At 59.9% G+C, this 19,969-nt stretch carries 18 protein-coding genes and 1 tRNA gene; 11 read left to right on the top strand and 8 right to left on the bottom strand.

What is annotated here, in order from left to right; all coding sequences use genetic code 11:
- Positions 1-27: 27 nt before the first annotated feature.
- The 7 genes from fdnG to V0R60_RS18350 all read left to right on the top strand — a co-directional run bounded on the left by fdnG (position 28) and on the right by V0R60_RS18350 (position 9,190).
- A complete protein-coding gene (gene fdnG / locus V0R60_RS18380; RefSeq protein ID WP_136474266.1) occupies positions 28-3,093 on the top strand; it encodes a formate dehydrogenase-N subunit alpha in 3,066 nt (1,021 codons plus the stop codon).
- Positions 3,093-4,043, top strand: a complete 951-nt coding sequence (gene fdxH / locus V0R60_RS18375; protein WP_136474267.1) for a formate dehydrogenase subunit beta — start codon at positions 3,093-3,095, stop codon at positions 4,041-4,043. The genes fdnG and fdxH overlap by 1 nt, the downstream gene beginning before the upstream one ends.
- A complete protein-coding gene (locus V0R60_RS18370; protein WP_136474268.1) occupies positions 4,040-4,693 on the top strand; it encodes a formate dehydrogenase subunit gamma in 654 nt (217 codons plus the stop codon). Before fdxH ends, V0R60_RS18370 begins: the two co-directional genes overlap by 4 nt.
- Before the next feature lie 4 nt (positions 4,694-4,697).
- Positions 4,698-5,624: a formate dehydrogenase accessory protein FdhE gene (gene fdhE, locus V0R60_RS18365; protein WP_330080475.1), complete on the top strand. Its 927-nt coding sequence runs from the start codon at positions 4,698-4,700 to the stop codon at positions 5,622-5,624.
- A 117-nt stretch (positions 5,625-5,741) separates the two neighbouring features.
- Positions 5,742-7,172, top strand: coding sequence for an L-seryl-tRNA(Sec) selenium transferase (selA, locus tag V0R60_RS18360; RefSeq protein WP_330080474.1), 1,431 nt, complete (start codon positions 5,742-5,744; stop codon positions 7,170-7,172).
- Complete coding sequence (gene selB, locus V0R60_RS18355) at positions 7,169-9,088, top strand: selenocysteine-specific translation elongation factor (protein WP_330080473.1); 1,920 nt, start codon at positions 7,169-7,171, stop codon at positions 9,086-9,088. Before selA ends, selB begins: the two co-directional genes overlap by 4 nt.
- Positions 9,089-9,094: 6 nt before the next feature.
- A tRNA-Sec gene (locus V0R60_RS18350) sits at positions 9,095-9,190 on the top strand.
- Positions 9,191-9,196: 6 nt separating this feature from the next.
- Here the strand turns inward: V0R60_RS18350 and V0R60_RS18345 are convergent.
- Together V0R60_RS18345 and V0R60_RS18340 are read right to left on the bottom strand one after the other, a co-directional pair.
- Positions 9,197-10,186: an asparaginase gene (locus V0R60_RS18345; protein ID WP_330080484.1), complete on the bottom strand. Its 990-nt coding sequence runs from the start codon at positions 10,184-10,186 to the stop codon at positions 9,197-9,199.
- A 1-nt stretch (position 10,187) separates the two neighbouring features.
- Positions 10,188-11,624 (bottom strand): alanine/glycine:cation symporter family protein, encoded by a 1,437-nt coding sequence (locus V0R60_RS18340; protein WP_330080472.1) that lies wholly within the window; start codon positions 11,622-11,624, stop codon positions 10,188-10,190.
- 177 nt (positions 11,625-11,801) lie between these two features.
- Between V0R60_RS18340 and V0R60_RS18335 the strand changes: the two genes are divergently transcribed.
- The gene (locus tag V0R60_RS18335; protein WP_136474273.1) at positions 11,802-12,620 is read left to right on the top strand and encodes a helix-turn-helix domain-containing protein; all 819 of its coding nucleotides are present in this window, start codon (positions 11,802-11,804) and stop codon (positions 12,618-12,620) included.
- Here V0R60_RS18335 and V0R60_RS18330 read toward each other — a convergent pair whose 3' ends face one another.
- Entirely contained in the window at positions 12,621-13,463 is an 843-nt protein-coding gene (locus V0R60_RS18330) for an alpha/beta hydrolase (protein WP_330080471.1), read from the bottom strand.
- A gap of 197 nt (positions 13,464-13,660) precedes the next feature.
- Between V0R60_RS18330 and V0R60_RS18325 the strand changes: the two genes are divergently transcribed.
- A complete protein-coding gene (locus V0R60_RS18325) occupies positions 13,661-14,545 on the top strand; it encodes a sugar nucleotide-binding protein (protein WP_330080470.1) in 885 nt (294 codons plus the stop codon).
- Positions 14,538-15,467, top strand: a complete 930-nt coding sequence (locus V0R60_RS18320; protein ID WP_136474276.1) for an NAD-dependent epimerase/dehydratase family protein — start codon at positions 14,538-14,540, stop codon at positions 15,465-15,467. Before V0R60_RS18325 ends, V0R60_RS18320 begins: the two co-directional genes overlap by 8 nt.
- 93 nt (positions 15,468-15,560) lie before the next feature.
- Here V0R60_RS18320 and V0R60_RS18315 read toward each other — a convergent pair whose 3' ends face one another.
- From V0R60_RS18315 to V0R60_RS18295, 5 genes are all read right to left on the bottom strand, one after another.
- Positions 15,561-16,244: an OmpW/AlkL family protein gene (locus V0R60_RS18315; RefSeq protein WP_136474277.1), complete on the bottom strand. Its 684-nt coding sequence runs from the start codon at positions 16,242-16,244 to the stop codon at positions 15,561-15,563.
- A 110-nt stretch (positions 16,245-16,354) separates the two neighbouring features.
- Entirely contained in the window at positions 16,355-16,870 is a 516-nt protein-coding gene (locus V0R60_RS18310; RefSeq protein ID WP_136474278.1) for a DUF3299 domain-containing protein, read from the bottom strand.
- A gap of 8 nt (positions 16,871-16,878) precedes the next feature.
- Entirely contained in the window at positions 16,879-18,144 is a 1,266-nt protein-coding gene (locus tag V0R60_RS18305) for an ABC transporter permease (protein ID WP_330080469.1), read from the bottom strand.
- Positions 18,144-18,863, bottom strand: a complete 720-nt coding sequence (locus V0R60_RS18300; RefSeq protein WP_330080468.1) for an ABC transporter ATP-binding protein — start codon at positions 18,861-18,863, stop codon at positions 18,144-18,146. Before V0R60_RS18300 ends, V0R60_RS18305 begins: the two co-directional genes overlap by 1 nt.
- Before the next feature lie 13 nt (positions 18,864-18,876).
- Positions 18,877-19,440, bottom strand: coding sequence for a DUF2796 domain-containing protein (locus tag V0R60_RS18295; RefSeq protein ID WP_330080467.1), 564 nt, complete (start codon positions 19,438-19,440; stop codon positions 18,877-18,879).
- Positions 19,441-19,574: 134 nt separating this feature from the next.
- Between V0R60_RS18295 and V0R60_RS18290 the strand changes: the two genes are divergently transcribed.
- A complete protein-coding gene (locus tag V0R60_RS18290) occupies positions 19,575-19,922 on the top strand; it encodes a hypothetical protein (RefSeq protein ID WP_330080466.1) in 348 nt (115 codons plus the stop codon).
- The last annotated feature ends 47 nt before the right edge of the window (positions 19,923-19,969 follow it).

The raw sequence follows: 19,969 nt of genomic DNA, 5'->3' as shown, positions 1-19,969 counted from the left end.
CGTCCACCACCTGATCAGGAGCGCACGATGGATCTCAACCGTCGGCAGTTCTTCAAGGTCGCCGCGATTGGCCTTGGAGGCTCGAGCTTGGCTGCGTTGGGCATGGCCCCGACACCGGCTTTCGCCGAGCAGGTGCGTCACTTCAAACTGGCGCATACCAAAGAAGCCCGTAACACCTGTCCCTATTGTTCAGTCGGCTGTGGTTTGATCATGTACAGCCAGGGGGACGCGGCCAAGAACGTGGCCCAGAACATCATCCACATCGAAGGCGACGCTGATCATCCGGTGAATCGCGGCACGTTGTGCCCGAAAGGTGCCGGCCTGCTGGACTTTATCCACAGCCCCAATCGCCTGCAGTATCCACAAGTGCGCAAGCCGGGCAGCCAGGAATGGACCCGGGTGTCGTGGGATGAGGCGCTGGATCGCATCGCTGACCTGATGAAAACAGATCGTGATGCCAACTTCATTGAGAAGAACGCCCAAGGCCAGACCGTCAACCGCTGGTTGAGCGTAGGCTTTTTGGCCGCGTCGGCGTCGTCCAACGAAGCGGGCTACATGACCCACAAAGTTATTCGCAGTCTTGGCATGCTGGGGTTCGATAACCAGGCACGTGTCTGACATGGCCCGACGGTGGCAAGTCTTGCCCCGACGTACGGCCGTGGAGCCATGACCAACCACTGGACTGATATCGCCAACGCGAATCTGGTTCTGGTGATGGGTGGCAACGCTGCAGAAGCCCATCCATGTGGCTTCAAATGGGTAACCGAGGCCAAGGCCCATAACAAGGCACGGCTGATTGTGGTCGACCCGCGTTTTACCCGAACCGCTTCGGTAGCGGACTATTACGCGCCTATCCGTACCGGTACCGATATTGCCTTCATGGGCGGGCTGATCAATTACCTGCTGACAGAGGACAAGATTCAGCACGAGTACGTGCGTAACTACACCGACGTGTCGTTTATCGTCAAAGCCGGCTATGGCTTTGAAGATGGCCTGTTCAGTGGCTATGACGCGGACAAGCGCAGCTACACCGACAAGTCCGGTTGGGGCTATGAGCTGGGTGAGGATGGTTTTGCCAAGGTTGACCCGACCCTGCAGGACCCGCGCTGCGTGTTCCAGTTGATGAAGCAGCATTACAGCCGCTACACACCGGAGCTGGCCAGTCAGATCTGCGGCATGCCGCTTGAGAACATGCGCAAGGTCTGGGAGGAGATCGCCACCTGCTCGCAACCGGGCAAGACCATGACGATCCTCTATGCCCTGGGCTGGACCCAGCACTCGATTGGCTCGCAGATTATTCGCAGTGCCGCCATGGTGCAGTTGTTGCTGGGTAACGTCGGTATGCCAGGTGGTGGTGTTAACGCCTTGCGCGGTCACTCCAACATTCAAGGGCTGACGGACCTGGGGCTGCTTTCCAACCTGCTGCCGGGTTATCTGACCCTGCCAGGGGATGCCGAGCAGGACTACGCCACCTTTATTGCCAAACGTGCACCCAAGCCTCTGCGACCTGGGCAGTTGTCCTATTGGCAGAACTACGGCAAGTTCCATGTCAGCCTGATGAAAGCCTGGTATGGCGCCAACGCCACGGCCGAGAACAACTGGGCCTATGACTACCTGCCCAAGCTGGATATCCCAGGCTACGACGTGTTGAAGATGTTCGACATGATGGCCAAGGAAGAGGTCAACGGTTACTTCTGCCAGGGCTTCAACCCGATTGCTGCCTTGCCTGACAAAAACCGCGTCACCGCCGCACTGAGCAAGCTCAAATGGCTGGTAGTGATGGACCCTTTGGCGACCGAAACCTCAGAGTTCTGGCGCAATGCCGGGCCGTTCAACGATGTCGATTCAGCGAATGTGCAAACGGAAGTAATCCGTTTGCCCACCACCTGCTTCGCCGAAGAAGACGGCTCGTTGGTCAACAGTAGCCGCTGGCTGCAATGGCACTGGAAGGGCGCTGAAGGCCCAGGCCAGGCGCGTACCGACGTGTGGATCATGAGCGCGCTGTTCCTGCGTCTGCGCGAGCGATACCAGCGCGAGGGCGGCGCCTGGGCCGAGTCGATCCTGAAGCTCAGTTGGCCGTACAAGGTGCCTCACGAACCATCACCGGAAGAGATCGCCAAGGAGTTCAATGGCTATGCCGTCACAGACGTGACCGATGCCACGGGGGCGACGGTCAAGGCTGGGCAACAGTTAGCCGCTTTCGCCCAGCTCAAGGACGATGGCAGTACCGCTTCCGGTTGCTGGATTTTCTGTGGCAGTTGGACTGAGCAGGGCAATCAGATGGCCCGGCGCGATAATGCCGATCCGTTCGGTATGAAGCAGAACCTGGGTTGGGCCTGGGCCTGGCCTGCCAACCGGCGGATTCTCTACAACCGCGCCTCGGCTGACGTGCAAGGTAATCCCTGGTCGCCAAACAAGCGTCTGGTGTGGTGGAACGGCAAGGCGTGGGGTGGTACCGACGTGCCGGACTTCAAGGCAGATGTTGCACCGGAAATGGGGATGAATCCGTTCATCATGAACCCTGAAGGAGTGGCGCGATTCTTCGCCCTCGACAAGATGGCCGAAGGGCCATTCCCGGAGCATTACGAACCGTTCGAGACGCCGATTGGGGTCAATCCGTTGCACCCCAACAACAAAAAGGCCACCAGTAACCCGGCCGGTCGGGTGTTCGATTCTGTATGGGACACGTTGGGGCAGGCCAAGGAATTCCCATATGCCGCCACTACCTACCGACTGACTGAGCACTTCCACTTCTGGACCAAGCACTGCCCGATCAACGCGGTGACTCAGCCGGAGCAGTTCGTCGAGATCGGTGAGGTCCTGGCCAAAGAGAAGGGCATCGCCGCTGGAGACCGGGTGCGCGTCACCTGCAAGCGTGGCCACATTGAGGCTGTGGCCGTGGTGACCAAGCGCATTCGTCCGCTACAGGTCAACAACCAGACCGTGCATCAGATCGGCATTCCGTTGCACTGGGGCTTTACCGGGGTCACCCGGCACGGCTACCTGACCAACACCCTGGTGCCGTTCCTCGGTGACGGCAACACCCAAACGCCGGAATCGAAGTCGTTCCTGGTCAACGTGGAGAAAATCTGATGGCTAGCCAAGACATCATCGCCCGTTCGGCCACCACCACAACGCCTTCGTCAATCCGCCACCAAGAGGAAGTGGCCAAGCTCATCGATACCACCAAGTGTATCGGCTGCAAGGCCTGCCAAGTGGCATGCTCGGAGTGGAACGAGCTGCGTGACGAGGTGGGTCACAGCTACGGTACTTACGATAACCCCCATGACCTCAGCGCACAGACCTGGACCTTGATGCGCTTCACCGAGCATGAAAACACCGAGGGCAATCTGGAATGGCTCATCCGCAAGGATGGCTGTATGCACTGCGCCGATCCGGGTTGCTTGAAGGCGTGTCCGAGCCCGGGCGCGATCATTAAGCACGCCAATGGCATCGTCGATTTCAATCAGGATCATTGCATCGGCTGCGGCTATTGCATTACGGGTTGCCCATTCAACATCCCACGTATTTCGCAGAAGGACCACAAGGCCTACAAGTGCACGCTGTGTTCGGACCGAGTGTCGGTAGGTCTGGAACCGGCCTGCGTGAAAACCTGTCCGACCGGGGCGATTGTGTTCGGCACCAAGGAGGACATGAAAGAGCATGCCGCCGAGCGCATCGTCGACCTCAAGTCACGGGGCTTCGACCAGGCCGGTTTGTATGACCCCGATGGCGTCGGCGGTACCCACGTGATGTATGTACTGCACCACGCCGATCAACCGAAGCTGTATGCGGGTCTGCCGGATCAGCCGGTGATTAGCTCGCTAGTCGGACTGTGGAAGGGCGTGAGCAAACCGCTGGCGCTACTGGCAATGGGCGCTGCGGTGCTGGCCGGCTTTTTCCATTATGTGCGTATCGGCCCGCAACGCGTCGAGGAGGACGAGCATCCGACTGCGCCGGACACCAGCGTGCACGTCGTCGACCCGACAGTGCATGTGTACGACCCGCACAAACCGGGTGCGCAAGGGGAGGAACGGCCATGAAAGACAAACCCATCCTGCGCTACAACGCCAACGAGCGAACCAACCATTGGCTGGTGGCGATCTTGTTCATCATGGCTGCGCTATCGGGGCTGGCGCTGTTTCACCCGGCGCTGTTCTGGCTTAGTCATTTGTTCGGAGGCGGGCCGTGGACACGCATCTTGCATCCGTTCATGGGTGTATTGATGTTTGTGTTCTTCCTCGGCCTGGTGCTGCGCTTCTGGCGGGCCAACTACTTCATTGCCAATGACCGCCTGTGGCTCAGGCGTATTGACCGGGTAATGCTAAACGAGGAGGAGGGTGTTCCACCGATAGGCAAGTACAACCCCGGGCAGAAGCTGTTGTTCTGGACCTTGCTGTTATGCATGTTGGTGCTACTGATCAGTGGCGTGGTGATCTGGCGAGCCTGGTTCAGCCAGTACTTTGACATTGGCGCAATTCGCCTGGCCACCTTGTTGCACGCATTGGCGGCCTTTGTGCTGGTGTTGAGCATCATTGTGCATATCTATGCCGGGATCTGGATCAAGGGCTCGGTCAGTGCCATGTTGCATGGTTGGGTGAGCCGCGCCTGGGCGAAAAAGCACCATGAACTATGGTATCGGGAAGTGACGCGCGAGGATCCGCCGGACTCGCAGATCAGTAAAAAAGGATGACCACTTGAGCACCATTCTTGAACCTGGGCAGATTGAAGCGGCGGCCACCACGCCGCCGTTCCTCTACCTGCCACCTGCCAACATCTTCGCCTTGCGAGCGGCCCGCCTGGATGCGCTCGCCGAGGGGAATCCGTTAGGTGATTACCTGCGCCTGATCGCTGGGTTATGCCGAACCCAGCAAAGCCTGCTCGATCAACCGCCCGTGGCCGCGCCAGCCGAGACAGAGCGCCAGCGCTTGTGTGTGGAGCATGGATTGCCACCGCTGGCTGCCGACAGTCTGGTGCGCGAGGGGCATTGGCTGGCTTATCTCGATGCCTTGCTACAGCGTTATCAAAGCCCTGGCAGCGCCGAGCTCAGCGCCGCGCTAAGTACCTTGAGTACATCCAGTGCCGAGCAGCGCAAGCTGTGGGGTATCGCCCTGCTGACAGGTCAGTTCAGTGCGGTACCGGCAGCGCTGGTGCCGTTTCTTGGCGCAGCGTTGCAGGCTGCCTGGAGCCATTGGTTGCTGAATTTGCCGAGCAACGGACTCAAAGGTGGCGACAGCCTTTGCCAATGTCCTGCCTGCGGATCGCCGCCGATGGCGGGCGTGATTCGTCATCGCGGCAAGTACAACGGTCTGCGCTATCTGGTGTGTTCGCTCTGCGCATGTGAGTGGCATGTGGTGCGGGTCAAGTGTATCTACTGCGAGCAGAGCAAGGGGTTGACCTACTTCACCCTTGAAGATGATCGCCATGCGCCGGGCAAGGAGCCGCTACGTGCGGAATGCTGTCCGGGGTGCAAGAGTTATCTGAAGCAGGTCTATCTGGAGTGCGCGCCTGAGGCTGAAGCATTGTCGGCAGATCTGGCAAGTCTGGCCCTGGATCTGCGTCTGGATCAGGAGGGGTACCAGCGGCTGGCGCCGAACCTGATGCTGGCCCCGGGAGGCGAGTGAGCCGAGCGTCTACACTCAGGTTTTGCGTCGCCGCCAGCGCGGGGTAAGCCTGCTCCTTCATTTCAGGAGCAGGCATGTTCCGCGCTGTGGCCCACACTGCCGAAGGTAACCTCTTCAATGCCCTCGAATCTTGCCCAGCTCCCCAATCGCCTGCCTTCCATCGACACCTTGCTTCGTCATCCTGCCTGCCAAGCCTTGATCGACCGATATGGCCGTGATGCTGTATTGGCCACCTTGCGCCAGTTGCTCGATGATCTGCGCGAGCCGGCCCGGCTCGGTCATCTTGAAGCCGTAGAGATGGCTCCAGCAGTGCTTGCCGGCCGCGCTGGTGAACGGCTGGTGGCCCAGCACCAAAGCCAGGTACGGCGGGTGTTCAACCTCACTGGCACGGTGTTGCATACCAACCTGGGGCGGGCGCTGTTGCCCGAAGAAGCGGTCGAGGCTGTGCAACGCGCTGCGCGCTATCCGCTGAACCTTGAGTTTGATCTGGCTACCGGCAAGCGCGGCGACCGCGATGACCTGATTGAAGGCCTTATTCGTGAGTTGACGGGAGCCGAGGCGGTCACGGTGGTCAATAACAATGCCGCTGCGGTGTTGCTGGCGCTTAACAGCCTGGGCGCGCGCAAGGAAGGCATTATTTCCCGGGGTGAACTGATCGAGATTGGCGGGGCCTTTCGTATCCCGGACATCATGGCCAGAGCTGGGGTCAAGTTGCATGAGGTGGGCACCACCAATCGTACCCATGCTCGCGATTATGAGGCGGCTATTGGTCCGCGCAGTGGACTCATGATGCGGGTGCATTGCAGCAACTACAGCATCCAGGGCTTCACCACCCAGGTGCCCACCGCAGAGCTCGCACAACTGGCGCATAAACATGATCTGCCGCTGCTCGAAGACCTGGGCAGTGGCAGCCTGCTCGACCTGACCCGTTGGGGGCTGCCTGCAGAACCGACCGTGCGCCAGGCATTGGCCGATGGGGCGGACATTGTCACGTTCAGTGGCGACAAGCTGCTTGGCGGTCCGCAGGCCGGGATTATCGTTGGAAGCAAGGCGCTGATTTCCAGGATCAAGAAAAACCCACTGAAGCGAGCGCTCAGGGTCGACAAGCTGACACTCGCCGCGCTGGAAGCGGTTTTAGGGCTGTACCGTAACCCGGACCTGCTGGCCGAGCGTTTGCCCAGCCTGCGCTTACTGACCCGTGCGCAGACTGAAATCCTTGCCCAGGCCGAACGCCTTGCACCACAGCTCAGAACGGTCATGGGCGATCGCTGGGAGGTTGCCGCGGTGCCTGCATTGAGCATGATTGGCAGCGGCAGTCAGCCGGTCGCCCGTTTGCCCAGCGCCGCTTTGTGCTTGCGTCCGCGGTTATCCAAGCGCTTGCGCGGACGCAGTTTGCTCGGCTTGGAGGAGGCCCTGCGCAAGCTGCCGATTCCTGTGCTCGGGCGTATTGATGATGACGCCCTGTGGCTGGACTTGCGCCAACTGGATGACGAGGCCGGCTGGCTGACGCAACTGCCCGAGCTGCAACGGATGGAGACGGTGAGGTGATTGTCGGGACGGCGGGGCACATTGATCATGGCAAGACCTCGTTGCTTGAAGCGCTTACCGGACAAGCGGGAGATCAGCGCCGCGAAGAACGTGAACGGGGCATGACCATCGACCTGGGTTATCGCTACGCGAGCCTGGAACCGGGAGCACCGTTGACGGGGTTCATCGATGTGCCCGGCCACGAGCGGTTCATCCACAACATGCTGGCCGGGGCGCAAGGCATCGATCTGGTGTTGCTGGTGGTGGCCGCTGATGATGGGGTCATGCCCCAGACTCGCGAGCACCTGGCCATTGTGCAATTGCTGGGCATTCCCCAGGCGTTGGTGGCGATCAGCAAGTGCGACCGGGTAGAGGCGAGCAGGGTTCGCGAAGTGCAAGCGCAGATTAAGGTGCTACTGGCAGCCGGGCCCTATGCTGGCGCCGCACAGTATCCGCTATCGAGCGTGAGCGGTGACGGGGTCGATGCGTTGCGCCAAGCCTTGATCGAGGCTCAAGGAGAAATTCGCGAACGTGGCCGCCGCGGTGGTTTTCGACTGGCCATCGACCGTGCATTCGCAGTGCCAGGCGCAGGTATTGTCGTCACCGGCACGACGCTTGATGGCCAGGTTCAGTTGGGTGATACCTTGGCGCTGGGCAAGCTCGGAAAAGCTGTACGGGTACGCGGGTTACACGCTCAGAATCAGGCGGTGGCCGAGGCGTGGGCGGGTCAACGGGTGGCCTTGAATATCAGCGCCGAGCGTCTGGAGCTGGCGCAGATCCATCGTGGTGACTGGCTGCTCGCCGAGTGGCTGCATGGGCCCACGCAACGGGTCGATATCGAACTGCAGTTGCTTGCCAGTGAAATACGCAGTTTCACTCATTTCAGCCCGGTTCATGTGCACCTGGGCACCCAGGATGTCAGCGCTCGAGTCGCTTTGCTGCAGGGCGAACAACTGCTTCCCGGCGCACGCATGTTCGCCCAGTTGCAACTCAACGCGCCGTTGCAGGCGGTACACGGCGACTGTCTGGTGCTGCGTGATCACAGTGCGCAGCGCACCCTCGGTGGTGGACGGGTACTGGACCCTTACGCCCCAGCCCGGCAGCGTCGTAGTGAGACACGCCTGGCACAGTTGCAGGCATTGGCCAGTGCCTCCAGCCTGGAGCAAGCCTTGCCCGCGTTGTTGGCCAACGACGAAGTCGGCCTCGACCCACAACGTTTGGAGCGTCAGTTCAACCGCTTGCGCAGTAGCTGGACGTTACCCACCAATGTGCAGGTGATCGCGACGCGCCAGGGGCCGCTGATGTTCACCGCGCTACGATGGCAGGCCTTGAAAAAGACAGTGTTGGCTCAGCTGGCGCTTTTTCATGAACAAGAGCCTGACCAACTTGGCCCTGACCGTGACCGCCTGCGTCGTTTCGCAGCGCTGGCGCTGGAACGCCCGGCCTTTATCAGTCTGCTCGACGAGTTGTTGGCCAGCGCAGCGATCATCGGCAGCGGTCCATGGTTGCATCTACCTGAACATCAGATTCGCCTGAGCGAAGCCGACGACGCGCTGTGGCACCAGTTGCAGCCGTTGCTGGCGCAAGGGCAGTTCGACCCGCCGTGGGTGCGCGACCTGGCAAGGTCGCTGGGTCAAGAGGAGGCGCAGGTTCGTTTGTTACTGCGCAAGCTGGCGCGTTTGGGGCAAGTGCATCAGGTCGTGCGGGATCTGTTCTATCCTGAGGGCACAATCCGACAAATGGCAGCTATGCTCTTGCAGCTGGCCAGTGACGATCCAGTGGTGCAGGTAACCGCCTTTCGGGATGGATTGGGCATTGGCCGCAAGCGCAGTATTCAGGTGCTGGAGTATTTTGATCGGATAGGCCTGACCAGGCGCATGGGTGACCGGCGTCAGGTGCGTGCCGACAATGCCCTGGCACAATCGCCCGGGCACTGATTTCAAGGAAGGCAATCGCGCCCGGTGGCGCGGCCGGGCTTCAAACCCGGTTGGGGACGGCAGCCGTTCCCGGGCAGGTTCGACTCCCGCTGCCTTCCGCCATTTCGCCTATGCGCGCTCGCCGCACAGGTCCAGGGCAAACCAATGCTGCGCTGTCTCGGCATCCAGCCCCGCACCCAGGAGGGCAAACAGTTTGCCCAGCGCTGCTTCACGGGTCATGCCGCCTGCAGACACCAGCCCGGCATCGCGCAGTCGACTGCCTGCGGCGTAGGTATCGAACACCACGCTGCCTTGCGGGCATTGGCTGATGGCGACGATCAACACACCGCGTCGACGTGCATCAGCCAGAACGTCGAGCAAGGCTTCATCGTCGGATGGCCCGGTTCCGCTGCCGTAGCACTCCAGTAGCAAGCCTTTGACACCGCTGTCGATCAGCGCGCGCACATGCGCCGCCTGCAGCCCCGGAAAAACCGGGAGTACAGCTAGATTCACCGCAATACGAGGCTGACAATAGGTGAGCACCGCCGGTATTTGTTCTGCTTGGGGGCCGCTGCGATGCCGCGGGAATGCGACAAAGGCGTCGAACGCTTCGCTGCGTAATTTGCTGGCGCGAGCGCCGTGCAACAACTGCCCTGCAAAAAACAGGTGCACGCCGTTCTCGACGCCTTTTTCGAACAAGTTCAAGGCCCCGCACAGGTTGCCCCAGGCATCGCTGCCTGGGGCTCCAGCGGGCAGCATCGAGCCGGTCAGAACCACCGGCACCTGCAGCCCAAGCAACAGAAACGACAACGCCGCTGCGCTATAGGCGAGGGTGTCGGTGCCATGCAAGACCAGGACGCCATCGTGGCCATCCTGTTTCACTGCACGGGCAATCGTTTCGCACATCGATAACCAGTTGGCCTGCTGCATGTTCGCGCTGTCGAGCAAAGGCGACAGCTCGCGCAAGGTCCAGCCGATCGTGGGCGACTGGGGGTGAGCGGCCAGGTAGTCGCGCATGCGCGCCTCGAAGCCACCGGCGGGCGCCAGGCCGTTCGGTGTCTCGAGCATGCCAATGGTGCCTCCGGTATAAAGGACTAGCAGGTTGTTAACGGCGCGCATTTCAGTGCTGCGGCTGCGCAACGGCAGCGATGACTTCATCCTTGACCGCTGGCGTCGCTGGCCATGCTTGCAGGTCAAGGTCCAGGTCACTGAACTTTGACGCATCGAACACCGGCTGCTTGATCCCCGCTTTGCGCTGCGCATCGTAATCGCGCATCACCCGCAGACCGACCTTGAACAACAGCGCCAGGGCGATCAGGTTGACGAAGGCAAGGCAAGTCATGGTGATGTCGGCGAAGGCAAATACTGTGGACAGGTTCTGCACCGAGCCCCAGACAATCAGCGCCAGCACCAGGCCGCGGTAAGCCAGCAGGACCAGACGGTTGCGGGTCAAAAACTGCAGGCTGGTTTCGCCCAGGTAGTAGTTGTAGAGGATGCAGGTGAACACGAACAGCGACAGCGCCACACTGACGAACAGACGGCCCCAGTCACCGACAACAGCAGCCAGGGAGTTCTGGGTCAGGACGATGCCATCGCCTTCGAAACCTGGGGTGTAGAAGCCCGAGAGCAGAATAAGCAGCGCGGTGCAGGTGCAGATAACGAAAGTATCGAGGAACACACTGAACGCCTGGACCACGCCCTGCGCGCCAGGGTGACGCACGGCTGCCACGGCGGCGACGTTGGGCGCACTGCCCAGGCCCGCTTCGTTGGCAAACACGCCACGCTTCACGCCCATCACAATCGCACTGCCGAGCAAGCCGCCGAAGGCTGGATCAAGACCGAAAGCGCTTTTGAAGATGGTTTCCAGCATCGCTGGCACGTGTTCGATCTGGCTGCCGATCACGTACAAGGTGACACCGATGTAAGCCAAGGTCTTGACCGGCACCAGCAGGTCGGAAACCGCGGCGATACGCTTGATGCCGCCAATGAACACGATGGCCAGCAACACTGCCAGAGCGATACCGGTGCGCTCAGGGGCAAAACCGAAAGCGTTCTGCAGCGAGTGAGTCACGGTATAGGACTGCAGGCCGTTGAAGGCGAAGCCATAGGTCACCAGCAGCAGGAGCGAAAACACCACCGCCATGGTCTTGAGCTTCAGGCCGTGCTGAATGTAGTAAGCCGGACCGCCGCGATACAGACCGTCGCCATCACTACGTTTGTAGACCTGGGCCAGGGTGCATTCAAAGAAACTGCTGGACATGCCGACCAGCGCCGTCACCCACATCCAGAACACGGCGCCAGGGCCTCCGAGGGTCACGGCAATACCGACACCTGCAATGTTACCGGCACCGACGCGGCCGGCCAGGCTCAACATCAGCGCCTGGAACGAACTCAGCTGCCCAGCCTGACCATGCAAGGACTCCTTGAACACGCTGAACATATGGGCGAAATGGCGAAACTGAACGAACCGGGAGCGGATGGTGAAATAGCTGCCCAGTCCGACGATGAGTACGATAAGGAGTTTCCCCGAAAGGAAATCATTGAGCGCTTCGAGCATGGAGTAACCCTCGATTCTTATTCTTTGCGTGAAAGACAACTGACGCGACGCCGATGAGCCGCATCCTTGGCGCGCATGGTTGGCCAAGATAAATATGGTTACAATTTCGCTGGTTGCTCTGAATTGATGCGACTTGATGCTAAACTGGCATCTAGCGCATCACCTGGAACGGCTCGAATGAGCGAAAATCTCGGCATCAACCTGAAATTGGCCTGCAGTCACTACCGCTCTATCTCGGAGGTTTGCCGTCAACTTTCGATCAACCGGGCGCAGTTCAACAAGTACCTGAGCGGCCAAAGCCAGCCGACGCCCTTCAACCTCAAGCGCATCGGTGATTTCTTCGGCGTGGAGGGTTACGAGCTGGGCCTGCCACCTGAGCAGTTCGCGCGCTTGATTGGGGTGCGCAATCCAGCCACCGTCACCGCAACCCAGGAAGACCCGCTGAGCGAACTGTTGCGGCCGTTACGCGAGCAAAGCGGCAATCTGTCGCGCTATTGCGGTTACTACTTCGAATACTCCAATTGCATGTCGGTGCCAGGCTCGATTCTGCTGTCGCTGGTACATCTGCGTGAGGAGCGAGGCACGTTCCTGTTCGAGCGCCAGGAGCGTCAGGAGCGCTCCAGCAGCACCGATGTGCAGGCCGAAGACTGGGTGCGTTGTCGTTATCTGGGCGCGGCATTCCAGTTGCAGGACCGCCTGTTTCTCATGGATTACGAGTCGCTGACCGTAAACGAGATGAGCCAGACCATCCTGATTCCCAGCTTCAAAAGTCGCATCACGCGCCTGAACGGCTTGAAGACTGGCGTTTCCAGCGGCGATCGGCGAACCCCGGCCTGTACCCGGGTCGTCTGGGAATTTCTCGGTACGCAGATCAACCGCATCAACGCGTATCGCCAGGTGAAGCTGTACCGTCCTGACGATCCGCGTATCGATGATGATGTGCGTGAGCGCCTCAGTGTCGGGCCGATCAGCAATGGCCTGTTCGAGATCGAGTGATCATGCGGCGCCGATGAACTCGGCGATTGTCTGAGCCACCTGATCCGCGACCATCGGTGTGCTGCGTAAATGTGCGGCAATCCCGTGATCGCAGTTCGACAGTAACAGGCATTCCAGATGCGGTGGAGGCACTGACTTGAGCAACGTGCGGGTAACTTCTTCCGGTATAGGGCTGTAGCGTTGAGCGCCGGCCAGCCACTGGGTTCCTGCCGAAGTACCGGCGCCTTGTCCGAATGTTTGAGAGTTCAGTCCGTCGAATTCACCCATCACCAGCAGCACCCGTCCCTGGAAACGGCGTAGAAACTCGAAGCTGTCGCAATCGAGAAAACTGTAGGGCTTGCTAATGGCCGCCTTGAATGCAGGGCCGAAAGGGGCGTCATGCGCACTGTCCGGATAGACGGCTGGGCAGATCAGCACCAGTTTATCCACAGCGGCTTGCTGTGCTGCCAGCTTCAAGGCGATCGAGGCCCCGAGGCTGTGACCAATGATGGTCTGGCAGCGCGCAGCGATATGACGATGGAAACGCAGCGCTTCTTCACGGTTGGTAAGCAACGAAGGTTTGCCCGCCCCCGGCTCGCTGGCAACGCTGTGACCGGACAGATTGGCGGTCAGCGAGCCGATACCCATTGCCTGTAACCGATACAGCAAAGGGTTGAGCCGGGTGAAATCCGATTGTGCGCCACCGACGACGAATAGCGGCGGGGCCCGCTCGACCTCGGGCAGCAACAGTCGAGCCTGTTGCTGATAGTGATCGAAGTGTTCGGTGATGAAGTGTTCCGCGCCGGGGCTGGGCTCATTGAATTGCCAGGTAGAGCGTTGTTTCGAAGCTGCTTCAAGTTCCATGGACACCGCCTTGAGAAGCGAAGAATGCGCGTATCTGGCCGATTATATGCCGTTTGCCGATTCGTGTCGGCGACAACACAATGCCTGGAAATCGGCACGTAAACGCTGTGTAACCTAGGCTGGCGTTGGACTTCCCTTGCCGGAGAACGCAAAATGTGTCCTTTATCTCAATCACTTTGCTCGGATCTGCTGACTCTATGCGAATGCGCCTGATGCTGTTGGGTGGTGGAAATGCCCTCGGGCAAGCGCTGATTCGACTCGGGGCCGAGGAAGATATCGGCTTTCTGGCACCGCGCCCGCCAGAGAACGGCTGGGATCCGGCCAGCTTGACCCAGTTGCTGGATGACACCCGCCCCGACGCGTTGGTGAATCTGGCTTATTACTTTGACTGGTTTCAAGCTGAGTCGGTCAGCGAAAAGCGCTTGGCTCAGCAAGAGCGTTCGGTGGAGCGCCTGGCGGAACTGTGCCAGCACCACAACATAATTCTGATTCAGCCTTCGAGCTACCGGGTTTTCGATGGCTCGCGCGCCACAGCCTACAGCGAAAAAGATGAACCATTGCCTTTGGGCTTGCGTGGTCAGGCGTTGTGGCGAATTGAGCAAAGCGTGCGCTCAACCTGCCCGCAGCACGTGTTGTTGCGCTTTGGCTGGTTGCTCGACGAAAGTATCGACGGCGTGCTCGGGCGCTTTTTGACCCGCGCCGAACAGCCTCAGGAGTTGCAGTTGGCCGATGACCGTCGAGGCAATCCAACGCCGGTGGACGATGCCGCGCGGGTCATTCTCTCGGTGCTCAAGCAACTCGATTGCGCGGCGCCGTTGTGGGGCACGTACCATTACGCCGGCAACGAAGCGACCACACCGTTGGTGCTGGGCCAGGCTATCCTCTCCGAGGCGGCGCAACTGCGCAAACTGGCCGTTACCGCGCCTACCGCGCAGGCCCATGCAGCACGTCCGGATGCCAGCGATGAGCCGCAACACGCAGTGCTGGCCTGCAAGAAAATCCTGCATACCTTCGGTATCAAGCCTCGAGCCTGGCGCTCGGGTTTGCCGCCTTTACTGGATCGATTCTATCGAAATGGCTGATTCTCCAATTCTGATCACCGGTGGCGCGGGTTTCATCGGTTCTCACCTGAGTGATGCATTGCTGGAGCAAGGCTACGCGGTGCGCATCCTCGACGATTTGTCGACTGGCAAACCTGGCAACCTGCAAATGGACAACCCCAAGCTTGAGCTGATCGAAGGCGATGTTGCCGACGGCGAGCTGGTCAAGCGGGCGGCACTGGGATGTCAGGCAGTGGTTCACCTGGCGGCCGTTGCCTCGGTGCAAGCCTCGGTGGATGACCCGGTTAAAACCCATCAAAGCAATTTCATCGGCACATTGAATGTATGCGAGGCCATGCGCCTGAATGGCATCAAACGGGTGCTATTTGCCTCGAGCGCGGCTGTCTACGGTAACAATGGCGAAGGTCTGGCTATCGAAGAGGACGCACCCAAGGCACCGCTTACGCCTTATGCGGTAGATAAACTGGCCAGCGAGCAATACCTGGATTTCTATCGTCGCCAGCATGGTCTGGAACCGGTGGTGTTCCGCTTCTTCAACATTTTCGGACCACGCCAGGACCCTTCCTCGCCGTATTCGGGCGTGATCAGTATTTTCTGCGAGCGGGCGCTCAGCGGGCAGCCGATCACACTGTTCGGGGACGGCGAGCAGACCCGGGATTTCCTCTACGTCGGCGATCTGGTCAACGTCATGGTTCAGGCCCTGGAGCAGGCGCAGGTCGAGGACGGGGCGGTCAACATCGGTTTGAACCAGGCCACCTCGCTTAACCAGTTGCTGGCGGCGCTGAAATCGGTGGTGGGCGATCTGCCAAGCATCACTTATGGGCCGGCCCGTTCTGGCGATATCCGCCATTCGCGTGCGAACAACCAGCGTTTGCTGGCTCGCTTCAACTTTCCAGAGCCGACATCGATTGCCCAAGGGTTGGCACGACTGTTGGGGCGCTAGAGCCGGAATGCATCGCGGGGCAAGGCCGCTTCCACAAGACCAGGAGATCTTTGTGAAAGCGGCCTTGCCCCGCGATGTGTATCAAACGCTAAATCAGAACTTGTAACCTACACCTACCATGTAGACCCATGGATCGACATCTACGTCGACCTTGGTCTTGCCGACGCCCAGGGCGCTCGGACCGTCGATGGTTGCCTTGGTGTCGATGTCCACGTACCAGACCGCGGCGTTGACCAGGAAGTGCTCGTTGATCATGTAGTCCATGCCCAACTGACCCGCCAGACCGACCGAGTCTTTCAGCTTCAGGTTGCTGAAGCCTTGAGCCTTGCGGTTGCTGCTCAGGTCTTCGTCAAAGAACATGGTGTAGTTCAGACCGATACCCGCGTAAGGCTGGAACTTGGAAGAAGGTTCCATCGGGTAGTACTGCAGCGACAAGGTCGGTGGCAGTTGTTTGATGTCGCCCAGCTTGCCATCCAGGCCTGCGCCAAGACCTTTTACACCTACGGTGTGTTGAAACGGAGTGGCCGCCAGCAGTTCCAAGCCGATGTGGTCGGTCAGCATGTAGGCGAAGGCCAGGCCCAGTTGGGTGTCGCTATCCAGCGTCGCTTTGGTGCCAGAGACCTTGGTGCCGTCGAGCTTGATGTCACCGCTGTTTTCGTTGGGAGCAGTGGTGATTGCGCCGGCACGCAAAATGAAGTCACCCGCCTGGTGGGCGTGAGCAACAGGGGCTGCGAGCGCCAAGGTAATGAGCGAGGCGCTGAGCAAGGTCTTGTTCATGGAAGCTCCCAAAGGACGTTTAGAATTAAGTACGACCAATGGTAAAGAGCCGCGGGACTGGCTATTTGACCCAGCTCAATGAAAGCGTAGAAGCCGAAGTTGCTGGGTGATCATTGCAGTTCGTATGCGTAGATCTTTTCTGCCTCCATTTGATAACCGGCATCGGCTAACTCACTGCTGGTGTTTTTTACCTGCATGCGGCCTTCGATCCAGTAAGGCTGATAGAGGTCTTCGATCCTTACGCCCATTTCACTGACGATGTGCACGATCTGATTTGAGGGTGGTGGCGGAACATGGATGCAGGCGCCGTAGTAAGGCACCAATAGAAACTCGGTGGTCCGACCTTCCTCGCTGACCTCCAGCGGCACGATATAGCCTGGCAACTTCACGAACTGGCCATCGAGCGCCTTGACCACCGGGGCGTTTGGCGCTTGCTGAAGGGCGGCGGGCGCTGACTCGGCGGCCAGCGCATCACTCAACTGCGACAGGTCGTGAAGTGGCGCCATTTGCGGCTGGATGATCGGTGCACCCGCTGGAATCAGTTGCGGCCATTCCAGGGTGCGAGGTTCATCGGCCCACAGCGGAGTCGTTACCAGCAGCAGTATCGAAAGCAGAACGCGTGACATCAAGACTCTCACAGGTGAATGGACAGGCCATCGGCCAGCGACTGCCGATAGGCTCGCCAGGCTGGGACGCTGCCCATCAGTAAAGCGGCGCCGAGGATCAGCGCCAGCAGGTTCCATTCATGCGCACTTGGCCAGGCCAATGGCAGAAACAGTCCGTAGTTGGCTTGAACGTAGCCCTGGGCCAGAGCGATACCGAGATACAGCAAGCCCAGCCCCGCGGCAATGCCAACCACTGCCAATGCCATCGCTTCAAGCACCAGCAGGCCCGCAATATGCCAAGGGCGAGCGCCAACCGAGCGCAGAATGGCCATCTCCCGGCGACGTTCGTTGAGGCTGGTAAGGATGGCGGTGAGCATGCCGATCAGCCCGGTCAGTACCACAAACAATGACACCACGAACAAAGCCTGCTCGGCGGTGCCCATCAGGCTCCAGAGCTCTTGCAGGGCCACACCCGGCAAAACCGCCAGCAGTGGCTCGTTGCGGTATTCATTGATTTCACGCTGCAGGCTGAAGGTAGAAATCTTGTTGTTCAGACCGAGCATGACTGCGGTTATCGCAGCGGGCGTCAGGTCCATGTTGCGCGCCTGGTCGGCGCTGATGCGGCCAGCGCCACGGGCGGGTACGCCGTTGTGCCAGTCGATGTGCATCGCCTCCATGCCGCCGAGGCTGATGTGCAGCGTGCGGTCTACCGGGGTGCCGGTACGTTTGAGTACGCCAACGACGGTGAAGGGTTTGTCGTCATGCTTGACCAGACTGATGGCGGCTACACCGTGAGCCAGCACCAACTTGTCACCCAGCGAATAGTGCAGGGCCTGCGCCACCTCGGCGCCCAGAACCACCTCGAACGGGTCGCTGGCGAAGGGGCGACCCTGAGCCAGTTGCAGGTGCTGCTTGCGGCCGTATTGATAATGTTCGAAGTAGCTGTCGGTGGTGCCCATCACACGGTAACCGCGATGAGAGTCACCGAGCGAAATTGGAATCGCCCATTTCACGCGTTTATCGCTGGCGTAGTGCTCGTAGCTGTCCCAGCGAATATTGTTGGTGGCATTGCCGATGCGAAACACTGAATACAGCAGCAGATTCACCGACCCGGAACGAGCACCGACAATCAGGTCGGTGCCACTGATGGTGCTGGCGAAACTGGCACGGGCTTCGGTGCGCACGCGCTCCACCGCCAGCAGCAGGCACACCGACAAGGCGATCGCAAACGCGGTGAGAAAAGCGGTGAAGCGTCGATTGGCGAGGCTCGCCAGGGCAAGACGAAGCAGGTACATCAGACCTCCAGGTCGGTGGCTGGTTGAGCCGCGCGGTTGAGGTCGGCCAGTGATACCTGACGATCAAACAGGGTTGCCAGGCTCTGGTCATGGCTGACGAACAGCAAGCTGGAACCTGCATCGCGGCATTCGGCAAACAGCAAGCGGATGAAGGCTTCGCGGGTATCAGCGTCGAGCGCCGAGGTCGGTTCGTCGGCGATTACCAGTTCCGGCTGGCCGATCAAGGCGCGGGCCGCCGCAACTCGTTGTTGTTGGCCGATGGACAGGCTGTCGGCGCGCCGCGCGAGCAAGGCCGGATCCTTCAGGCCCAGGTGCGCAAGCAGGCTGGCAGCGGCCTGATCGACACTGCCATGACGCGACGCCGCACGTTGTGCGCGGTTGCGTGAAAAACGGCAAGGCAATTCGACGTTCTCGCGCACCGAAAGAAATGGCAGCAGGTTGAATTGCTGGAAAATGTAGCCGGTGTGATCGACTCGAAAGCGGTCGCGTGCGGCCATTCTCAGCTCGCTCAAGTCCTGGCCGAGCAGACGAACGCTGCCACGGCCAGGTTGCTGTACACCGCCAAGCAGACCGAGCAGGGTGGTTTTGCCACTGCCGCTGGGGCCTTTGAGAAACAAGGATTCACCCGCCTCAAGGCGCAAGCTAGGGATATCCAGCAGGGGGGCTTGGCCCGGCCAGGCAAAGCCCAGGTCGGTCAGTTCAATCAATGCCTGGCTCATAGCAAAGGGGCTTTTACAAAGGAATTGAGGCGTTGGCTGCAGTGGCTTCGATGCCTTGCTGGCCATTGGGTCCGATCAGTTGTACCTGAATTTTCTGGGTGGCGGGGAACGCCTTGAACAGAGGGCTCAAGTCCAGCTTGCCGAGCTGCTCGGGTTTGTCGCAGTCAAACCTGTAGTGAGCGTGGATCTCGCTGTGGTCATGGTGATCTTTAGCGGCCTCTGGCGTGTCGCCAAACAATGGGCTTTCCAGGTCCCGGTCTGCTTCGCTGCAATTGGCCGCTTTATCCACAGTGAACAGCGCAAGCGGTTTTTCCAGTTGTGCGCGCACGGCGGCAACCTTGGCTTTGTCACTGTCGCTGCTGGCGGCATGCTCGAAGCCGACCAGATTCATGGCCGGGCTCTCCAGCTCCAGCTCCAGCGACTTGCCATCGAGTGCAACATTGAGACGGGCAACGCCGTGCTCATGGGCGCCAAGGCTGCCATGGGCGTGATCATGATCATGGTCGTGATCCTCGTGGGCTTGAGCAACGGCCAGAGGCAACAAGGCGAACGGCAACGCAAGGAACAGGCGACGCATGGGCAAGACTCCAGGAGGGCACAAGAGATTGTTTGGTTATGTTATAACAACTTGTTGCACCGATACCAGTCTGCTTGGCGACAGATCTTTAGCATGGGAGCATGGTGCCCATCACTGAAGCAGAGGAAACGACCGTGCGAATTCGTGGACATATCGGCGACTGGCCGGTGGATTTGACCCTGGAGCTGGACCCTGCGGAGTGGGCACAGCTGGGTGGGCAGCTTACTGCAGCAGCACCGCAAGAGGCGCCAGCGACAGTCTCCACAATGGCAAGCAGCAGGCCGGATGACGCGCTTTGGCAAGCCGCTCGGGAAGTGCTGCGCAATGCCGGGCAGCTCAATGGACCTGAGTTGCTTGAGCATTTGGAGGGTTTGGCGGGCAATACCGCTGCCGGTAAGCGGTTACTGGTGCGTCTGCGCCACAGCGCCGAGGTGAAAGTTGAAAGCGGGGTGGATGCGCCGATCTATCACTGGCTGGGTTGACTCCAAGGGCTGAGCTGCGCCTGAGTTCACAGCCAGCGGGGCCAGGC

The sequence above is a fragment of the Pseudomonas auratipiscis genome, assembly GCF_036324085.1.
In the GTDB taxonomy this organism is placed as follows: Bacteria; Pseudomonadota; Gammaproteobacteria; order Pseudomonadales; family Pseudomonadaceae; genus Aquipseudomonas; species Aquipseudomonas auratipiscis.
The sequence above is the reverse complement of the archived record's forward strand: the minus strand, read 5'-3'. Positions and strand labels throughout refer to the sequence as shown.